This is a genomic window from Streptomyces sp. NPDC002825, assembly GCF_040295385.1.
GTDB lineage: Bacteria > Actinomycetota > Actinomycetes > Streptomycetales > Streptomycetaceae > Streptomyces.
The window spans coordinates 168,439-185,511 of the sequence record NZ_JBEOVH010000011.1 but is presented as its reverse complement, the minus strand read 5'-3'; the positions used below and the strand labels follow the sequence as shown (position 1 = coordinate 185,511).

Below are 17,073 nucleotides of genomic sequence, written 5' to 3'. Positions count from 1 at the left end.
CCCGGAAGGGGGCGGCCCGCCCTGCCTCTCTGGGCAGCCCATCACCCCCGTTGTCGGCACTGGGGGCGCGCGCTGTCAGAATCCCCTTCCTCAAGTCACCACACACAGAAGGATCCATGAACCAACCAGCACGCCGAATAGCAGCCCTCAGCGCCGCCGCCGGACTCCTCACCGTGGGAACACTCGCGAACGCCGGTACGGCCACGGCCGAGGACGATGTCCTGCGGCTGTCCGCGCACGACCAGGTCGCCGCTCCCGGTACTGCGCCCCGTCTCCTGCCTGAAGTGGAGTCCGGCACGCGGGACGGCAAGACCGTGATCGCCTTCTCCACCAAGCCGCTGACCGGACCGGCCGGAGACGGAGCGGGAGTCCCGCAGGGATTCACCGCACAGGCCAACGACTGCACGGAGGTCGCCGGTCTGGTCGCCGTCTACGTGTGCGGTCCCTCCGGCCTCGCCCCCGGCTTCGTCGTCCCCGCGGACGCGCCGGACACCGCAGTCCACTGGGGCTTCGCCTACGTCCCCAAGGGGGGTGATCTGGCCGCCGGCATCGAGCTCGCCCGCACCGCCGGTGCCACACCCGCCGACGCCACCCACGGCAGCGCGAAGGTCGTCGTCAAGACCGTCGCGAGCGCCGCGCTGAACACGGTCGATCACGATCTGGCCACCGTTCCAGCCGGTGGAACGGTGCGCCAGCAGATCCGCGTCCACGCCATCGACGGCGGGCACCTGAGCGTCCACTTCCGGTTCGCCGACGGGTATCTGGCACGTATGCCGAAGCCCATCCGGTTCGGCGGCGTCTCCACGGACCCCGGAGCGACGTGCACAGTCGGCTCGACCTCTGTCCCCGACCTCAACGGCTGGAATCTCAGCTGCCGACTGGAGCCCGGTGACCACACCATCGGGTACGAGCTGACGGGCGACGCGGGCCAGTACGCCCAGCACCTCCGGGTCGCCACCATGTACGACATCTACGACTTCGGTATCTGGGACAGCACCTATCTCCGTCGACTGAGCGCCCCCTTCGCCACCCAGGGGCAGCCCGTGCTCCCCCACCACGGACTCCTGGCCCGCAACACCACCGGCACGCTCTTCGACTACAGCGGCACCGGCGTAGCCGGGGCGCCCCTGGCCGGTCCGTACCGGATCGGCACCGGCTGGCAGACCTACAACGCCCTCACCGCGCTCTCCCCCAACAAGCAGGGCCCCTACTACTGGGCCGGCATGAAGCCGTCCGCCCTCACGCGCGGCCTCGGCGATCTCGTCGCCCGCGACGCCTCCGGCACCCTCTGGTACTACGACCGGCAGCTCGGCTACGAAGACCCCTTCGCGTCCCGCGTGAAGGTCGGCACCGGCTGGAACATCTATGACCACATCACCGGCGCCGGAGACCTCGACCGGGACGGCTACATGGACCTGATCGCCCGGGACAACGCCGGCGTGCTCTGGCTCTACAAAGGCACCGGCAGCTTCACCAGTGCACGGTTCAAGACCCGCGTGAAGGTCGGCGCGGGCTGGGCGATCTACAACCACCTCGCCGGAGGCGCCGACATCACCAATGACGGACGGGCCGACCTGCTGGCCCGCGACAAGGCCGGGGTCCTGTGGCTGTACCGGGGAACGGGCAGCGGCACAGCCCCGTACGCCACCCGCACCAAGATCGGCGCAGGCTGGAACACGTACAACCAGCTCGTCGTCGCCGGCGACCTCACCGACGACGGCAAGACGGACGCCGTCGCCCGCGACAGCGCCGGGATCCTCTGGCTGTACCGCGGCACCGGCAACGCGGCCGCGCCGTTCGCCACCCGTACCAAGATTGGCGGCGGCTGGAACACCTACAACCGCCTCTTCTGACAGGCATCGTGGGCCCCAGGATTCCCATCTCGGGCCCACGATCCGCGTACACTCCGCAATCACGTTCCTGGACTCCGAGACCGGCAAGCACGCAGAGCGAGCTCCGGAGCAATCGAGGATGTCCTGACGCCAAAGTGCACAGTCAGCGGCGAGTTTGGTGGGGTCGTCAGCCAGTCCACGCCAGCGATCGATGGCGTCCGGGCGGCGACGCGCGACCGCACTCGCGGCTTGTCAGGGCGTCCCACGGCGGGGTCTGTCAATCGAGCAGTGTAACGGGGGCGGTTGGGGTTACTGGCGGGCTGCGGAGAGTCGGCCGTCGAAGGTGATGTCGAAGGCGTTCAGGGCGGTCTTCCAGCACGTGGTCCAGCGAGCCTGTCCCTTGCCCGTGGGGTCGAGGGACATGATCGCCATGGAGACGCACTTCAGGGCGGCCTGCTCGTTCGGGAAGTGGCCTCGGGCCTTGACCGCCCGGCGGATCCTGGCGTTCACCGACTCGATCGCGTTCGTGGTGCAGACGATGCGGCGGATCTCGGTGTCGAACCGAAGAAAGGGGGTGAACTCCTCCCATGCGTTCTCCCAGAGCCTGACGATCGCTGGATACTTCTGGCCCCATGAGTCGGCGAACTCGGCAAAACGATCGAGCGCCGCGTCCTCGGCCGGCGCCGTGTAGACGGGCTTGAGAAGCTTGGCGATCTCGTCCCAGTCCTGGCGGGCGGCATAGCGGAAGGTTCCGCAACGGGTGGACCACACAGGTCTGCACGATCGTCCTCGGCCAGACGGTCCCGACCGCTTCCGGCAGGCCCTTCAGACCGTCACAGACCAGCATCAGGACGTCGTTCACTCCGCGGTTCTAGATCTCGGTGAGGATGTGCATCCAGTGCTTGGCGCCCTCACCACCGTCACCGGCCCACAACCCGAGAATCTCGCGCCGGCCTTCGGCGGTGACAGCCAGAGCGACAAAGATGGGTCGGTTGGCGACGGCACCGTCGCGGATCTTCACGTGGATCGCGTCGATGAAGACGACCGGATAGACCTGGTCGAGAGGGCGGTTCTGCCGTTCAGCCATGCCCTCGAGGACCTTGTCGGTGATCGTGGAGATCGTCTGACGCGAGACATCGGCGCCATAGACCTCCGCGAGGTGGGCCTGGACCTCACCAGTGATCAGGCCCTTCGCGGACAGCGAGATGACCATCTCGTCCACCCCCGTCAGGCGCTTCTGCCGCTTCTAGACGATCTTCGGCTCGAAGGAGCCGTCCCGGTCACGCGGCACGGACATCTCCACCGGACCGACATCGGTCAGCACGGGTCCCGCTGCGGGAGTTCCCGCCGTTCTTCCCGGCCGGATCATGCTTGTCATAGCCGAGATGGTCGGTGATCTCGCCCTCGAGGGCGGACTCCAGCAGCCGCTTCGTCAGCTGCTGAAGCAGCCCGCCCTCGCCGGTCAGCTGCAGGCCCTCGGCCTGGGCACGGCCCACCAGCTCGTCGATCAGCCGGACATCCACCGCCTTCGACGGCTGCGGCCCAGACGGCTCGACGGTCTCGGCCTCGGTCACGTTCTCACTGGTCATCGGTGCATCTTCCTTGATCGGGAGTTACACCGAACGATTTACAGTCCCGGGACGGGGCATCCGCACTCCTCCACGCCCCTGGGGTGGCCTCTCATAGGGTCTCGGACTTCGTGGCCAAATCTCAGGACGGATGGCCCGAGGGTGGCCACTTGGCCACGCCACTGAGACGCGTACGTGTCCTGTCGCATTGAAGCTGTTGGATTCACGCGGCTTCTCGTTCGTGCTGTCGGACTCTCACTGCGTCGCGCTCTGAGCGGCGACGTTTGCCCCGTACGTGGGGTTTGATCTCATATTCATGGTCCGGTTCTCGCTGTACCTGTCACGGTCGTTGTCGGCAGGTACGCGGAGCCGGGAGTGGCGATCGATCTGACCCGACGGTCCGGCCGCGTGGGCCCCGATCCACAAGTTCGTTCAGCTCACCTTGTCGGAACCTGACGGATCGGACACGCCGACGATGTCAGGTCCGCGAACGAGGTCGGCCACGCAACGTCATCGATGGCGAGCCACGGCGCAGCGGCTACAGCGGTGGGTGTCACCCCGGTGAACGCTTTGACCTCGCGGTGGAGGTGGGCCTGGTCGACGTAGCCGCTTGCGGCCGCCACCTTGGCGGCGGCGTCACCCGCCGCGAGGAGATGGGCGGCGTGGTCGAAGCGCACCAGCCGGGCGGCGTGCTTGGGAGTGAGGCCGATCTGGGACCGGAAGCGGGACCACAGGCGCTTACGGCTCCATCCCACCTCGTTCGCCAGGCTGTCGACGCGCACCCGTCCCCGGCTGGTGAGCACCAGCCACCAGGCAGCGGCCACCTCCGGATCAAGCGACGGGCGGGCGCTCATCCGTCGGCCGAGGGCATCCGCTGCGATCGTGAACCGCTCGTCCCACGACGCGGCGGCCCGCAGCCTTTCCTCGGCTCGCCCGGCGTCGCGGCCCCAGACATCCTCCAAGGAGACCACCGTCCCGCTGAGGTCGGCCGATGCGCCGAACACCGCAACCGCCAGGAGCGGCGACAACCGGATCTGAAGGCACTCGATCCCCCCGGCCGCCCGGCCTCCGAGCCGAAGGTCGCCCGGCACCAGTCCAGCGACCGTGCTGCCGCATTCGCGCCGGCCGTGGGCGTCGCAGACAAGGCCGTCTCCGTCGCTCAGGTCCACGAACAGAGTGACCGAGGGGTGCGCGACCATGGCGATATCCATGCGCGCCGGAGCACTTTGGCGGAACCCGGCCATGCTGACCCCCGGCAGCCGGCCCGGCTGCCGGGGCACGGCGACCTCTACCGACCCCCAGTCAGGTGGTGATTCGGTGGACCTCACAGCACCAGGCTAGGCGATGGGTGTCAGCGGCCCGTCGCTGCGAAGCGCACCAGCAACTCGCCGGTCGCTTCCGGCGCTTCGAGCATGGGAAAATGCCCGACGTCGGGCAACTGCTCGACTCGCGCGTTCGGCACCGTGTCGTAGTGGTGCGCCGAAGACGGATCCCAGCGGGGGTCGGCAGCGCCGAAGACCACCAGCACCGGGACGTCGAGTGCGGTCAGGCGCGCGGGTACGCTCCGCTCGGCGATGTACGCGCCGTTTTGACGCAGCACCGTCCTGAACGTGCGGTAACCGATGCCCCGTACATCGGCGACCAGGTCGTCCGGGACGTCCACCGGGCGGTTGCACACCGCGGTCACCCCCCGGCGGAGCATCGCGTCGGAACGGACTCTCCAAACAAGCGGGCCGAGCGGCGGGTCGATCAGGACCCGAAGGAAGACCGGCTGCGGAAGGAGCGCGTCGGGACACGGGCCACTGCTGATCAGTGCGAGCGAACCCACCAGGTCCGGGCGCTGTTCGGCGAGGGCGGTGGCGATATACCCGCCGCTGGAGTGCCCGACCACGGTGACCGGACGAAGGCCGAGCTCATCGAGCGCCGCGGCCAGCCTGGCTGCCTGCTCAGACACGTCGTACGACGGCGCCGGCGGGGACTGACCGTGGCCCGGGAGGTCGATCCGGATGACGTGATGCCGGCCGGCCAGTGCCGGCACCACCGGGCCCCAGCAGCTGCCCGAGGCCCCCGATCCGTGGATGAGCACCAGCGGCGGCGCCTCCCGCGGGCCGTCGTGGACCACGTGCATCCCGTGCACGTGCTTACCGTCGTAGATAGCCATACCCGGGAGGATGCCGGGGCTGCCGGCCCTCGGTCTTGTACAAATGTCGTCGCGGGGCCGACGATCGCCAGGACTTCTCTCTCCACGGCGAGCGGGACTTCCGCGAAAGCCGGGCTGTTTGAGATCGGCATCCATCGGCAGTCTCGAACTACCTGTCATTCATGCAGGTCAACGAGCCCCTATGTACCAGCTGCACCGCGACAGGACAATACGTCAGGAGCGTCACGCGCTCGGGCGCCATCACGCAGTGCCGTCCGCAGAGGAACACCAGCACCCAGGCTCTCCGAGGCGAAGGTGAACTTCCCCTGTTCCGGCGCCGCAGCGGCTGCTTGATGGGCGGCCGGACGACGGGTGCGATGGAGCCTCGGCTGAGCCGAGGTCCGGTGTTCCGGCGCCGCAGCGGGTGCTTGATGGGCGGCCGGGCGACGGGTGCGATGGAGCCTCGGCTGAGCCGAGGTCCCGCTGGGCCACGAAGCGGCAGATGATGCCCGGTCCCGGTTCGCGCGGATCGCCGGGACGCGGGTCGTACAACGCCCGCCCGCCGGGCCATCGGGAGAGCTCGGTGGTCAGGGCGACGCCGTGGTCTATCTCCTCGGTCCGCCAGCCGTGGATGTCCAGCAGGAGACCGCCCAGCGGGCCACTGACGAGTTCGGCACAGGTCCGGTCCCGCCGCGGGCCCGGGTCGGGATCATCCTGGTCGCGGCCGTAGACACATCCGTTCAGCAGCTGCTCATCGCCGTTCATCTGACCAGCCTGCAGCCGCCACCGACAACGACGCGCAACCGCCGGCCCCGACGGGAGAGGATCTTCTTCCCCCACGGCTATCGCGTGGGGGAAGAAGTGTCGTCGTCCATGCAACCGACCAGGCAACGGTTCAGCCTCCCTCCGGTGCAACCCTCTCCGCGGCCGCCATGGGCCGGGGCAGGCGCGGCGTAGGCCAGGCGGGCTCCCAACGCCAGGCCGCCCACCGCTCCGCGCGAGCGAACAGCCCGGCGCGTCCGGCAAGCAACGCCAGCACCTGGGCGCGGGCGTCCTCGACCGCCTGGTGCTCGGTGTCGGAGACGATGCCGAGTCGGCGTACATGGGCGTACTCGTCTTCGTCCTTCCATTCCCAGCTGTTGAGGTCGGGGTCGATGAGCAGGTCCACGGTGAGGTCGAAGGTGTCGAACCCGGCCTCGGTGCGGCGGGTGGGGTGCTCGAAGGTGACGTACCAGTTCCGCAGCCGGCGCCCGCCGTCGCCGGCGGGGACGAAGAAGGCGTTGATGCTGAACCAGGCCGCTGGCGGCTTCCAGAGCAGCAGGTCGGTCTCCTGCCACACAGCGGCCGCAAGTTCCCATCGGCCGGTCGCCATCGCGTCAAACGCCTCTGTGCGCACCGAACGATCCCCGTCATCGCGGGCCTTCGCGTACAGGGCGGGCCAGCGGGCCTCCGCCCCGGGCCCGCAGGCGGTCACCAGCGCCTCGCCGGCGTCCTCGAGGACCCGCAGCGCCTGCTCGCTCCACACCCGGCCCGACCGGTGCACGTCGCGCCGTACAACCGTCTCGCCTGCCTCAAAACTTCGCACCACCACGACCTCCTCCACCGGCCACGGCCGGAGCGTCCGGCCGGGCTTGCCCACCTCAGCGCGGACCGGCCGGGATGGGCAAGCCGCCGTCCCGGGGCGGCAGCCGACGTCCGTGACCTGCCCGGCTGCACACTCACAACGACCATCCCGCGCGAGCCGGGGGCGGCCGGGGTGGCCGGCGGTAGTAGAAGAAGCGTCTGCCCCCACTCACCACGCCCACACAACACGGGCACCCACCAGCGAAGACAGACTGCGAGGCTCACAACACCCGGACCCGGACCCACCACGGACAACAACACCCCCACCACACCCGGCACACAAAAAGGAGCGACGAAAGCGACCAGGAACCCGAACCACCCACACCAACCCCCGCGTGGGCAAAGAGCAGGAGCAGGGGCAGGAGCAGGAGCAGGAGCAGGTGACGCTGCTGAGCCACGCGCGCTGCTCGGCCGGACCACCCCCACGCAAGCAGAGAGCAAAACCCCTTCTCCTTGCGCATCGCCTCGGTCTTGAGACCATCCCCCGCGCCCGGGGAGCAGACGCCAGTCGAGCCGCTGAGCTCGCCCCCCCTCGGCGGTCATCCCCACGCAAGCAGGGAGCGGCGCAACCGCCTGCCCGCTGGGGGGAAGCGGAGGAACCATCCCCGCACGAGCGGGGAGGAGTTCGTCAGCTCGTTCGGGGAGCCGTCGACGACGGGGACGCAGCCTAGGCAAGGGGCAGCGGGTCGAGGGTGAGTTCCCAGTGGTGGCGGCTCTTGTCGATGGCGAGGAGGAGGGGGCCGTCGGGGATGCGGACCTTCTCCTTGACGCGGCGGCCGTTCCAGGCGTGGACGAGCTGTTCGGCGGGGCGGCGTAGGTCGTCGGGGGTGTCGCCCTGGTATTGGTTCAGTTGGAACCAGCCGCTGTGGGGGTCTTTGGCGCGGACTTTCAGGTCGGCGGCGGTGCCTGTGTGGACGAAGATCTCGCGGCCGCTGCCCTGGATGGTTCCGGGGCCGATGGGGAGGGCGGCGGTCAGCGGGAGGAGGGTGAGCTCCCAGGTCCCGGACTGGCGCACCATCAGCTTGATCGGACCGCCCTTGCGCGGGGGATTGAGCAGGGCGCGCCCGTAGTGATCGGGCAGGTCGTTGCAGAAGACGTCCGTGGAGCGGCCGGCGATCTGGACGCTGAGGAAGTGGTACTGCGGCCCGACCCGGGCTTCGAGGATCACCGGTGCCGAGTCCTGGGGGAACGGCAGGTCCACCGTGACTGTCTTCGCGCCCTTGCCGCTGAAGACGAGCGGTTCGAAGTGGAAGAGGCCGGCGCCCCAGGAGGGCATGGCGGCCGGGGTGGCCAGGGTGGCGGCCGGGGTGGCGATAGAAGGGGTCTGCTGTACGGGCACAGCTACGGGCACCGGCTTCGCCATCGGGGGCACGGCCACCCCTCCCGGCGCCGAGTCCGACTTGCCTACGCCCTGCAGCGCCACAGGTCCCGACGGCGGCGGTGTGACCGCGGCGGTGGGCAGGAGCGGTGGTGCCGCCAGTGCCGGGGCCTGCGCCACCTCGACTCCGAAGTCCGTCGCCAGTCCCGCCAGGCCGGAGTCGTAGCCCTGGCCGACCGCGCGGAACTTCCAGGCGCCGTCGCGGCGGTAGAACTCCCCGAGGACGAAGGCGGTCTCGCTGGTGGCGTCGGTGACGTCATAGTGGGTCAGGATGGTGCCGTCGGCGTAGGTGACCTGGGCGTACAGGCCGGGGACCTGTCCGAAGGTGCCGTCGTCGCAGGAGCCGGCGACGAGGACGCGCTGAACGGCCGGCTCGATGCGGGGGAGGTCCAGTTCCAGCCACTCGGCGAACTGGCCGGCGCCTTCGCCCGTGCCGACGTGGCGCACGGCGCCGGACGGGTGGGCGGGCTGGCCGTGGAAGACGATGTCGGCGTCGCCGCGCACCGTGCCGGCCGCGTCGAGCAGTACGGCGGAGGCTTCGACGGCCGGCACGCCGGGCGCTTGCTGCCGGCCCACGGCGATCCGGAGCGGTGCCGTCGGGACGGGGACGTTGGCGCCTTTAACGAGGTGCGTCATGGGGCCCATGGTGACAGCGGGCATGGTGTGAAGAAAAGATCTTCTCGACCAAGGCCAGCGTTTCAGCGGGGAACGCGCCCCAGGATCACACCACACCCCCTCCCGGGGACGCCAGGCGCCCCCGGGAGGGGGTGACCAGATGTTGCCCTCCCGGGCTTCGTTGAGCAGCCCCGGGTGGCATCCGGGCGGAGCCCCTGGGCAAGTTCGTTGAGTATGACGTCGCGTTCGGTCACGCCTGTCTCCCGTCGGGCAGGCGGCGCTTCGCCGCGGAGTCGAGGTCAGCGGAACCAGGTAACGAGTCGCACATGGTCCGCTCCATGGAGTTCGCTGAGTGTCGGCATCACGCTCCAGACTGGCCCCCAGTCGCTTTCGCCTCCGGCGACCGATTCTCGGCTTCGCGTGCCGGAGCTGTCTGTTTCCTGCCAGTCGGTCCAGGCGAGCTCGGCCAACGTGACCCATGTCGTGCCGTGGGTGTCAGGAGATTCGCCGTACTCGGTCTGGAGCCCCTCGGACGCGTCGCCCGGAAAGCCGCGGCTTTCAGCCACGGGGCGGAAGCCGAAGTAGTTCCGGACACCGAAGAGGCAGGCGAGGGCGTCGTAGGCGTGGCCGTTGTTGAGTAGAAAGAGGTCGATGGCGGCGTGCCACACGGAGTCCTCGTCGTCGGGGCCCCAGAAGCGGGCACCCGGCCGACACTCGATTATCCCGCTGACTTCGGTAGACATGCAGGCATGCTGCCCGCACGGCCCGTGAGTCGGCATCTGCGCTTCCTCCGCCCCGCCTCACCCAGTACGCAGGTACCGACTGAAGCGCTCAGCGTGATGTGACCTGGATGGGGCCGTGGGGTGCGGGGCTATCCGCCATCACATGCGAGGGCCTCGCGGGCTGAGGCCCAGATGCGCTCGAACTCAGCCGCTGTGATTTCGGTGGCGACTGGGTGTCCTGCCAGCCGTCCCGCGGCCACCATGTACTGCAGCCCGGAGCGGTGCTCCTACCGAGCCCGCCAGGTAAACCCGCGTGCCGGCACCGAGGCGAGCACAGGGAAGCCACGGCGCCTGCCGCCTCGACGGCCGGTGCCCCTGAACTGGACCGCCCCCTGGCTCCTACGGAGGATGGCCAGCCAGTTGCTTCCTCGTCGACACCGGGATCAGCGACGGGCGGCGAGGAGAGCGGTGACGGCACCCTTCGACGGCAACTGATCACCCTGATGGCAAGAAGCTCATCGAGGCCGCGAACCTGCTGGAGAAGGCTCACCGGATGCTGAGCCCGTCCCTGGTGCGCCGAGCCGGTGAGGCGTATTCGACGTTCACCGATGATCTGATCACGAAGATGCGTGCAGCGGGCGATGGAATCGGGAACTCGCTCGAAGCGCGGATCAAGTAGCTGATCACCATCGGGGGCCTGCCGAGTTCGGCAGGCCCCCGATGCTGTTGCCGGTGAGGAGGTCGCGTGCGTGATTGCCACTTGTGACTGAGCACTCCACCTGGCACCGCTCGCCAGATCGAGCGCTCAGCCTGAGGCGTCCTCAAGCGGAAGGTGGTCTCGGAAGTACTGCGACTCCAGCCACTCCTCCTTGACGAAGAGTGGACGTGTAAGGCGCCTTTCCCCGACTCGCTGCGAACGCAGAAGAAGTCCGAGATCGGTCAGGGAAAGCGACTCGTCAGGGGTGTAAAGAATCCAGTTCCCATGCTCCGCGGCGTGGTCCAGCAGAAACTGATGGCCCTGCACTGGATCGCTCCCCGCCAACGGGAAGCCGGCCAGGAAGACCTGCGGACCGGTGACTGCATCCAGCGCGACGCATGCGAGCTTGCCCGCGCCGTAGAACGCCTTCACCCCGTCCGGGAAATCTTCCTGCTCATACGGACCGCCGACCCGTGCCACAGGCTCCGAGACCAGCAGTGCGCCGGCGACCTCGGCTTGAGACATCCCGAACCTCAGCGGCCCCACGCCTTCTCCGGATCGCAGCTCCCAGCGCTCCCGCTCCACATCCGCGCCCATCCACCCGCCCCTACCTCTGACCGGCCTCTACCTGTGTCTGTTGCTTTCGTTTGCATGCACCAGGCAGGGACAAGATCCCAACTCAGCTGCTCAAACGCCAACTGGCACACTCAGTCACAGCCACGGTGACTGAGCAATTCAGTTGGCGGGATTCGCCAAGTACGGCGCTCACCCAGAGGCGGATCTGTGACGAGCGGTGATGCGAGTTCGCACCCAGGATTTTTCCGGCAGGACACGGCCGAGGCCGCAGCGTCTGGCGCGGCACCTCGCCGCGTTGCCGGATCGTCCTGACAGGGATGCTCTCGCGGATGCCGCGGGCGGTCCGGCGCAGAAGGATGCGGCCGACGACATCGACTGGCTGGTGTCGGTCGACTGACATCGTGCGAGCCCACCGGCACATCGTGGAGGGCTTCCGAGGGCACCTCGGATCGGTCACCATGGAGGTCCGTCCGAGATCCGGGGGTGGGGATGAGCAAGGGTGGGAACGTTCCGGACGGGCAATGGAGCAGGCAGGAGCAGGTCGGACCCGCCCCGTGGCTGGCACTGGCCTGTCTGGTCGGGCTGTTTCTGGCCTACGTCGTACTGACGAACTTCACCGCAGAGCTGCGGACGGCGCTGTGGGGCGAGCCCGGCACCGTGACCGGAGCCGACTGCCGGACGTACGACAACACCGTGGCCAACGCGGGGACGTCGATGGCCTGCTCGGGCACCTTCACTCCGGACGACGGCGGCTCGTCGTTCGACGTCCCCGTCGAGGGCAACGGCGATTCGCTACCGGTCCGCGCATGGCTGGTGGACGATACATCCGGCACCGCGTACGTCTCACCGACGCTGTGGGCGGGGGTGCTCCCGGTGGGGCTGTCCCTCCTCCTGGCCGGGATCCCCGCGGCGGTGACGGTGAAGCGCGTGCGCCTCGTCCACGCACAACGCCCCAGAAAACCGCTTCACGGATCAGACACAGAGTCGAGTGCGTGATCGACGACGACGAGCACAACGGGTACAGCAAGCACGTCACCTGCCTCGACATCGACAAGCCGGGTCTCTGGCCATGCGAGCGGCCCACGACCCGGGGCCACTGGCGGAAGGCCGTCTGGAGCAGAGCCTGGCGTGCGGACATCGAGATTGTCCCGGAGCAGCCCCGCGTGCGGCCGCCGGCCGGCGATGCCAGTACTGGCCCCCGAGACCAGCCGTTCTCCTGGTCAAGGAGTTCGGCGCAGCCGTCCTCTTCCTGGTGGAGATTTTCCCTCTTGCGGGGATTGCTGCTGGTCACATGGGGTGAAAGGGCCGCGTGGCTCGATACCCGGGCCGTATCGAAAGGCGTTGATGGGGGTGTGAACAGCTCAAGCACCGCCCCGATAAAGCCCGCTGCCCTCACCATCCCCGTCCCTTCTGCCGTGCACGACTCGGGCGCTGACACCGCGCCCTGCGCCATAGGCATCGAGTCCTGCACCACACTCGGCACCACGCTCGTGGTCCACCTCTCCGGAGAAGTCGACCACTACAGCGCTAGCCCTCTACGGGCACTGCTGGCCTCCGCGGCTGACGCCGGCTACACCGGTCTTGTCCTGGACACGGCCCGGGTCACCTTCTGCGATTCGGCCCTCCTCGCCGCCCTTACGTGGTGGCCCCGGCGAGGACGCCGCCTCAGGCTCGCGAACCGGTCCAGAGCCGTCACCCACCTCTTGAACGCGGCAGGTGTGACAGGTCTCCACGCCCTTCACCGCCACACCCCAAGGGCAGGTGTGACAGCATGACCTTCCTGCTCCTGACGGTCGTCCCCATACTTGCCGCCGTGCTCCTCGTCCAGGGGAGCTGGCAAGTACCTCGCCGGCATCGCCGGACCTCGGTCCGACCGCTCCCTCGCCCGGCACGCAAAAGACTGATCCACTGCCACCTGGCACTTCCGCTCCTGGCGGCCGGGACATAGGCGAGAGGAGGGGTGCCCCGGGCCTGCTCCAGGCCCCGGGGCACCCGCCCCTACCACCGACAGGCAGGCTGGCCGGCCGGCCGGCCGGGAAACGCCCAGCCCCGACGGACGTGCAACCAACCATGTCGTCCATCGGCCGCAAGAGCACCCGGCTCCCCTCGCTCCTCACCGCTACCTCAAAATCCCGGACTGGGGCCGCCTTGGTCGGCATGCAGTTTGTTCAACCCAGCGCAGTACGTCGCGCGTACGCCTGTCTCGCCGAACTCCACCAGCAGCCCAGCGACGAGGGACGCGAACCCGATCGCGCCCTCCTCGTCTTCACGTACGAGCAACCGCCAGGCGGCGTGTACGTCCTCGCGACCACACTGGTCAACGAGCTGGACGAGGCAGACGAGAAGCCACTGACCAAGACCATCGCCCACTACGGCCGAGTCGACCTGTTCTGCATCGACGAGCTCGGTTACATGAAGCTCGATCGCCGGGGCGCCGAGCTCCTCTTCCAGGGCCTGACCGAACGCAGGGGAGGAACAGCGTCGCCATCGCCTCCAACGAGTCGTTCTCCGGCTGGACCAAGACCTTCACCGACCCCCGCCTCTGCGCGGCCATCGTCGACCGCCTCACGTTCGGCGGCGCCATCATCGAAACCGGCACCGACTCCTACCGGCTGGCAACCACTCGCGCTCGAGCCGAACAACAGCCAGTCAGCTGAACAGCCCCTGAGGACTTGATCTTCACAGCCAGCGAGTTCTAAGGTCGGTCGCCCCAGCCTCTTCCTCCTGGAAGTGTTCATGCCTCGCCGGTCACCAGGCGAGATCAGGACCCAGCTCCCGCAACGCCGAACGCCCCATCGGCGGGCACCCGTGATCCGCGGGCTGTCCGCCTCGGCAAACAGGCAGATCGTCGCCTTCGAACGAAGCCACGGCCTCCCCGCGGGTGAAGTCGCACACGCGTTCCGCCGTTGGAACACGTCTGTCCGCGAGACACGCGGAGACCTCGAGCCGTTCTACGAACGCGATGACACAGACCTCCGCAACGGCGACTACCACGTCCGCACCCTGCTGGAGATCACACTCCATGCCCTGAGGCCCAAGGCACGACGCGAGCTGAGCGCAGTCGTCGGCCCCGCAGACGAACACGTGCTTGACCGCACCCTCAACAACCCCTTCGCACCCCAAGACCTCCCCTGATGGATGCGTCGAATCGGTGTCTGAACCTCCAGCCGGTCCTGGTTCTGACCGACACCTCCAAGCACCTCAGCCCAGAAACGCTGCCAGCACCGGCGATGATGGCGCTCTTTGAATCTCCTCAGGTGTCGCTCTTCAGGTGGCCAAACCTGCTCAGGTGATCTCCCCACCCATTGCGTGATCTTTCCCGGCGTGTCGAACTGGTGTCGGCGTGTCGTGGAGAGCCTGCGTGAGCACGGAGTTCGGCCTGTTTGAAGGGCCCTGGATGCTCACCTGGGAGGAAGACGTGGACGCGCACGCACTGCGTCGCCAGGACTGGTCGATCTCGGCGATCGCCCGGCACCTGGGCCACGACCGCAAGACGATCCGCGCCTATCTGAATGGCGAGCGAGTCTCCGGATATCGCCGCCAGTCGCCGGACGCGTTCATGCCCTTCTTGGAGTACTGCCGCCAACGACTCAGCGATGACCCCCACTTGTGGGCATCGACGCTCTTCGACGAAGTGGTGGAACTCGGCTATTCGGGCGGCTACTCAACCTTCACCCGTGCCCTGCGGCGATACAAAGCACGTCCCGGCTGCGAACCCTGTCGGGCTTCGAGCGGCCGCGATGTGGCGATCATCGCGCACCCTCCGGGCGCGGAGATCCAGTTCGACTGGGTCGAGCTCCCGGACCCGCCCGCGGAGTGGGGCGTCGGTGCCAACGCGCATCTCCTGGTCGGTGCCCTGGCTCACTCGGGACGATGGCGGGCCGTGCTCGCGAAGGCAGAGACCTTTCCGCACCTGGTCCAGGCTATCGACGCCGTGCTGCGGCGCCTGGGCGGAACGGCCCGGAGGTGGAGGTTCGACCGGATGGCCACTGTCTGCCACCCGCCCACCGGACGGGTCCTGCCGGCCTTCGCTGCCGTCGCGAAGTACTACGGAGCCGGCGTTGATATCTGCCCGCCGCGACGGGGCAACCGCAAGAGTGTCGTCGAGAAGGCCAACCACTCGGCAGCCCAGCGCTGGTGGCGAACCGTCCCGGACGGCATCAGCATCGAGGCAGGCCAGAACGGCGTCGACAAGCTGGCCGTGCAGATGGACAGCCGCAAACGCAAGATCGACGGAGCGTCGACCACGGTCGCCGCGCTCGCTGAGGCCGAGCCACTGCTGGAACTGCCGACCCGCCCGTTCCCCGCCGAGCTGGAGCAGACCCGCGTCGTCAGTCCGCAAGGACTCATTGCCTTCGCGGGCAACCACTACTCCGTCCCGCCGGGGCTGACCGGCGCTCACGTCACCGTCCGGATCCGCCTCGGCGAGGACGACCTGCATGTGGTCACCGCCGGCCGCGCGGTCATCGCCCACCACCGTCGGGCACCGGATGGAGCCGGCCAGACGGTCCGAGACGCCGGCCACGTCATCGCCCTCGAATGGGCCGTACTCGCCTCGTTCTCCGAAAAGGCGCCCTGCCGCACCAAGGTCCGACGGCCTCCATCGGCCGCGGCTCAGGCGGAAGCCGAGAAGCTTCGCGGCCGACCTGAATCGGACGTCGCGAACCGGGTCGTGATCGACCTGTCCCACTACGCCGCCGTCGCCGACCGGCTGCGGCAGGCCCCCACCCACGAGGACCAGGAGTGCGAGAGTGAGTGACACCATGCCGATGAGCGAGGCTCGCCGCTACCAGCAGCTGCGAGGCCACCTGTCCTATCTGAAACTCAACGATGCCGCCGAAGCTCTTCCCCGCGTCCTGGACCAGGCACGGGCCGAGCGGATGACCCTCACCACCGCCCTGGAGAAACTCCTTGAGATCGAGGTCGAGGCGACTGAGGCCCGCAAACTCTCCTCCCGGCTGAGGTTCGCCTGCCTGCCAGAACCCTGGACCCTCAACGACTTCGACTTCGCCGCCCAGCCCGGTGTCGACGAGAAACTCATCCGCGACCTGGCCACCCTGAGGTTCCTCGACAACGCCTCCAACGTCCTGCTGGTCGGCCCGCCTGGCGTCGGCAAGACCATGCTGGCCGTCGCACTCGCCCGCTCCGCGGTCGACGCCGGCCACCGCGTCTACTTCACCACCGCCGCCGAACTCGCGGCCAAGTGCCACAAGGCCGCACTCGAAGGCCGATGGTCGAGCATCATGAGGTTCTTCGCCGGACCCCGCCTGCTCGTGATCGATGAACTGGGCTATCTCCCGCTGCCGGGCGACGGCGCGTCTGCCCTCTTCCAGGTGATCAACCAGAGGTATCTGAAGTCGAGCACGATCCTCACGACCAATGTCGGTATTGCCGACTGGGCAGGCGCTTTCGGCGACGCAACCGTGGCCGCCGCGATGCTCGACAGGCTCCTGCACCGCGCTGCCGTGGTCGGCATCGACGGGCCGTCCTACCGGCTCCGCTCGCACCAGTCCCACGCCGACAACCTCCGCAAAGGGGTGACCGGACGTGCTGGTTGAGTTCCGGGAGTGCCCCATCTGCTGGACGTCGTTCGAGGTCAACCGCAATGCGGCGGCTCGGCATACCTACTGCACCCCCCGCTGCAAGGCAGAGGCCGCTCGCCGTCGACGCCGCGAACGCGACGAAGCCGCCGACCTTGCTGATGGTGAACCGATGACCACAGCGTCACCAGACCCGACACCACTCGCGCCCACGGCGGTCCGGAACTGCCCGCACTGCGACAAGCCCGTCACCATCGTCGCCCTGCTGGCCACTCCCGAGGCCGCACGACCCACCATCCCCGCAGCAAGCCGGGACGTGATCCCGATGCGCAGAAACTGACACCGTCCGACGGGAATCGGCAGAAAACGATCAGTCGCCATT

Annotated in this window: 14 protein-coding genes and 2 pseudogenes; 9 read left to right on the top strand and 7 right to left on the bottom strand. The window is 68.4% G+C overall.

Features of this window, described 5'->3' with window-relative positions:
- The first annotated feature begins 116 nt into the window (after nucleotides 1–116).
- A complete protein-coding gene (locus ABT041_RS17225) occupies nucleotides 117–1,853 on the top strand; it encodes an FG-GAP repeat domain-containing protein (RefSeq protein ID WP_351184781.1) in 1,737 nt (578 codons plus the stop codon).
- A gap of 288 nt (nucleotides 1,854–2,141) precedes the next feature.
- On the opposite strand, the pseudogene ABT041_RS17220 reads toward ABT041_RS17225, so the two are convergent.
- The 7 genes and pseudogenes from ABT041_RS17220 to ABT041_RS17185 form a co-directional block, all read right to left on the bottom strand.
- Nucleotides 2,142–3,421, bottom strand: a pseudogene (locus ABT041_RS17220) (IS256 family transposase).
- A 416-nt stretch (nucleotides 3,422–3,837) separates the two neighbouring features.
- Nucleotides 3,838–4,611: a helix-turn-helix domain-containing protein gene (locus ABT041_RS17215; protein WP_502976508.1), complete on the bottom strand. Its 774-nt coding sequence runs from the start codon at nucleotides 4,609–4,611 to the stop codon at nucleotides 3,838–3,840.
- Between the two features lie 140 nt (nucleotides 4,612–4,751).
- Nucleotides 4,752–5,561, bottom strand: a complete 810-nt coding sequence (locus ABT041_RS17210; protein WP_351184777.1) for an alpha/beta fold hydrolase — start codon at nucleotides 5,559–5,561, stop codon at nucleotides 4,752–4,754.
- 874 nt (nucleotides 5,562–6,435) lie between these two features.
- Nucleotides 6,436–7,125 carry a ribonuclease FAU-1 family protein gene (locus ABT041_RS17200; RefSeq protein WP_502976511.1) on the bottom strand — a complete coding sequence of 230 codons (690 nt, stop codon included), beginning with the start codon at nucleotides 7,123–7,125 and terminating at the stop codon, nucleotides 6,436–6,438.
- Nucleotides 7,126–7,830: 705 nt separating this feature from the next.
- A complete protein-coding gene (locus ABT041_RS17195) occupies nucleotides 7,831–9,201 on the bottom strand; it encodes a TerD family protein (protein WP_351184773.1) in 1,371 nt (456 codons plus the stop codon).
- A 254-nt stretch (nucleotides 9,202–9,455) separates the two neighbouring features.
- Complete coding sequence (locus tag ABT041_RS17190) at nucleotides 9,456–9,899, bottom strand: hypothetical protein (RefSeq protein ID WP_351184771.1); 444 nt, start codon at nucleotides 9,897–9,899, stop codon at nucleotides 9,456–9,458.
- 784 nt (nucleotides 9,900–10,683) lie between these two features.
- Entirely contained in the window at nucleotides 10,684–11,172 is a 489-nt protein-coding gene (locus tag ABT041_RS17185) for a hypothetical protein (RefSeq protein ID WP_351184769.1), read from the bottom strand.
- Nucleotides 11,173–11,371: 199 nt separating this feature from the next.
- On the opposite strand from ABT041_RS17185, the gene ABT041_RS17180 reads away from it, so the two are divergent.
- The 8 genes and pseudogenes from ABT041_RS17180 (at nucleotide 11,372) to ABT041_RS17145 (ending at nucleotide 17,031) form a co-directional block, all read left to right on the top strand.
- Complete coding sequence (locus ABT041_RS17180) at nucleotides 11,372–11,548, top strand: hypothetical protein (protein ID WP_351184767.1); 177 nt, start codon at nucleotides 11,372–11,374, stop codon at nucleotides 11,546–11,548.
- A gap of 92 nt (nucleotides 11,549–11,640) precedes the next feature.
- Complete coding sequence (locus ABT041_RS17175; protein WP_351184765.1) at nucleotides 11,641–12,147, top strand: hypothetical protein; 507 nt, start codon at nucleotides 11,641–11,643, stop codon at nucleotides 12,145–12,147.
- Nucleotides 12,144–12,926, top strand: a complete 783-nt coding sequence (locus ABT041_RS17170; RefSeq protein ID WP_351184763.1) for an STAS domain-containing protein — start codon at nucleotides 12,144–12,146, stop codon at nucleotides 12,924–12,926. The genes ABT041_RS17175 and ABT041_RS17170 overlap by 4 nt, the downstream gene beginning before the upstream one ends.
- 520 nt (nucleotides 12,927–13,446) lie before the next feature.
- Nucleotides 13,447–13,808: pseudogene (locus ABT041_RS17165) on the top strand (ATP-binding protein); the annotation flags it as partial.
- A gap of 151 nt (nucleotides 13,809–13,959) precedes the next feature.
- The gene (locus tag ABT041_RS17160; protein ID WP_351184761.1) at nucleotides 13,960–14,286 is read left to right on the top strand and encodes a hypothetical protein; all 327 of its coding nucleotides are present in this window, start codon (nucleotides 13,960–13,962) and stop codon (nucleotides 14,284–14,286) included.
- A 226-nt stretch (nucleotides 14,287–14,512) separates the two neighbouring features.
- Nucleotides 14,513–15,910 carry a Mu transposase domain-containing protein gene (locus ABT041_RS17155; RefSeq protein ID WP_351184759.1) on the top strand — a complete coding sequence of 466 codons (1,398 nt, stop codon included), beginning with the start codon at nucleotides 14,513–14,515 and terminating at the stop codon, nucleotides 15,908–15,910.
- Nucleotides 15,903–16,709, top strand: coding sequence for an IS21-like element helper ATPase IstB (istB, locus tag ABT041_RS17150; RefSeq protein ID WP_244529887.1), 807 nt, complete (start codon nucleotides 15,903–15,905; stop codon nucleotides 16,707–16,709). The genes ABT041_RS17155 and istB overlap by 8 nt, the downstream gene beginning before the upstream one ends.
- Nucleotides 16,699–17,031 (top strand): hypothetical protein, encoded by a 333-nt coding sequence (locus tag ABT041_RS17145; protein WP_351184756.1) that lies wholly within the window; start codon nucleotides 16,699–16,701, stop codon nucleotides 17,029–17,031. Before istB ends, ABT041_RS17145 begins: the two co-directional genes overlap by 11 nt.
- Nucleotides 17,032–17,073 lie beyond the last annotated feature (42 nt).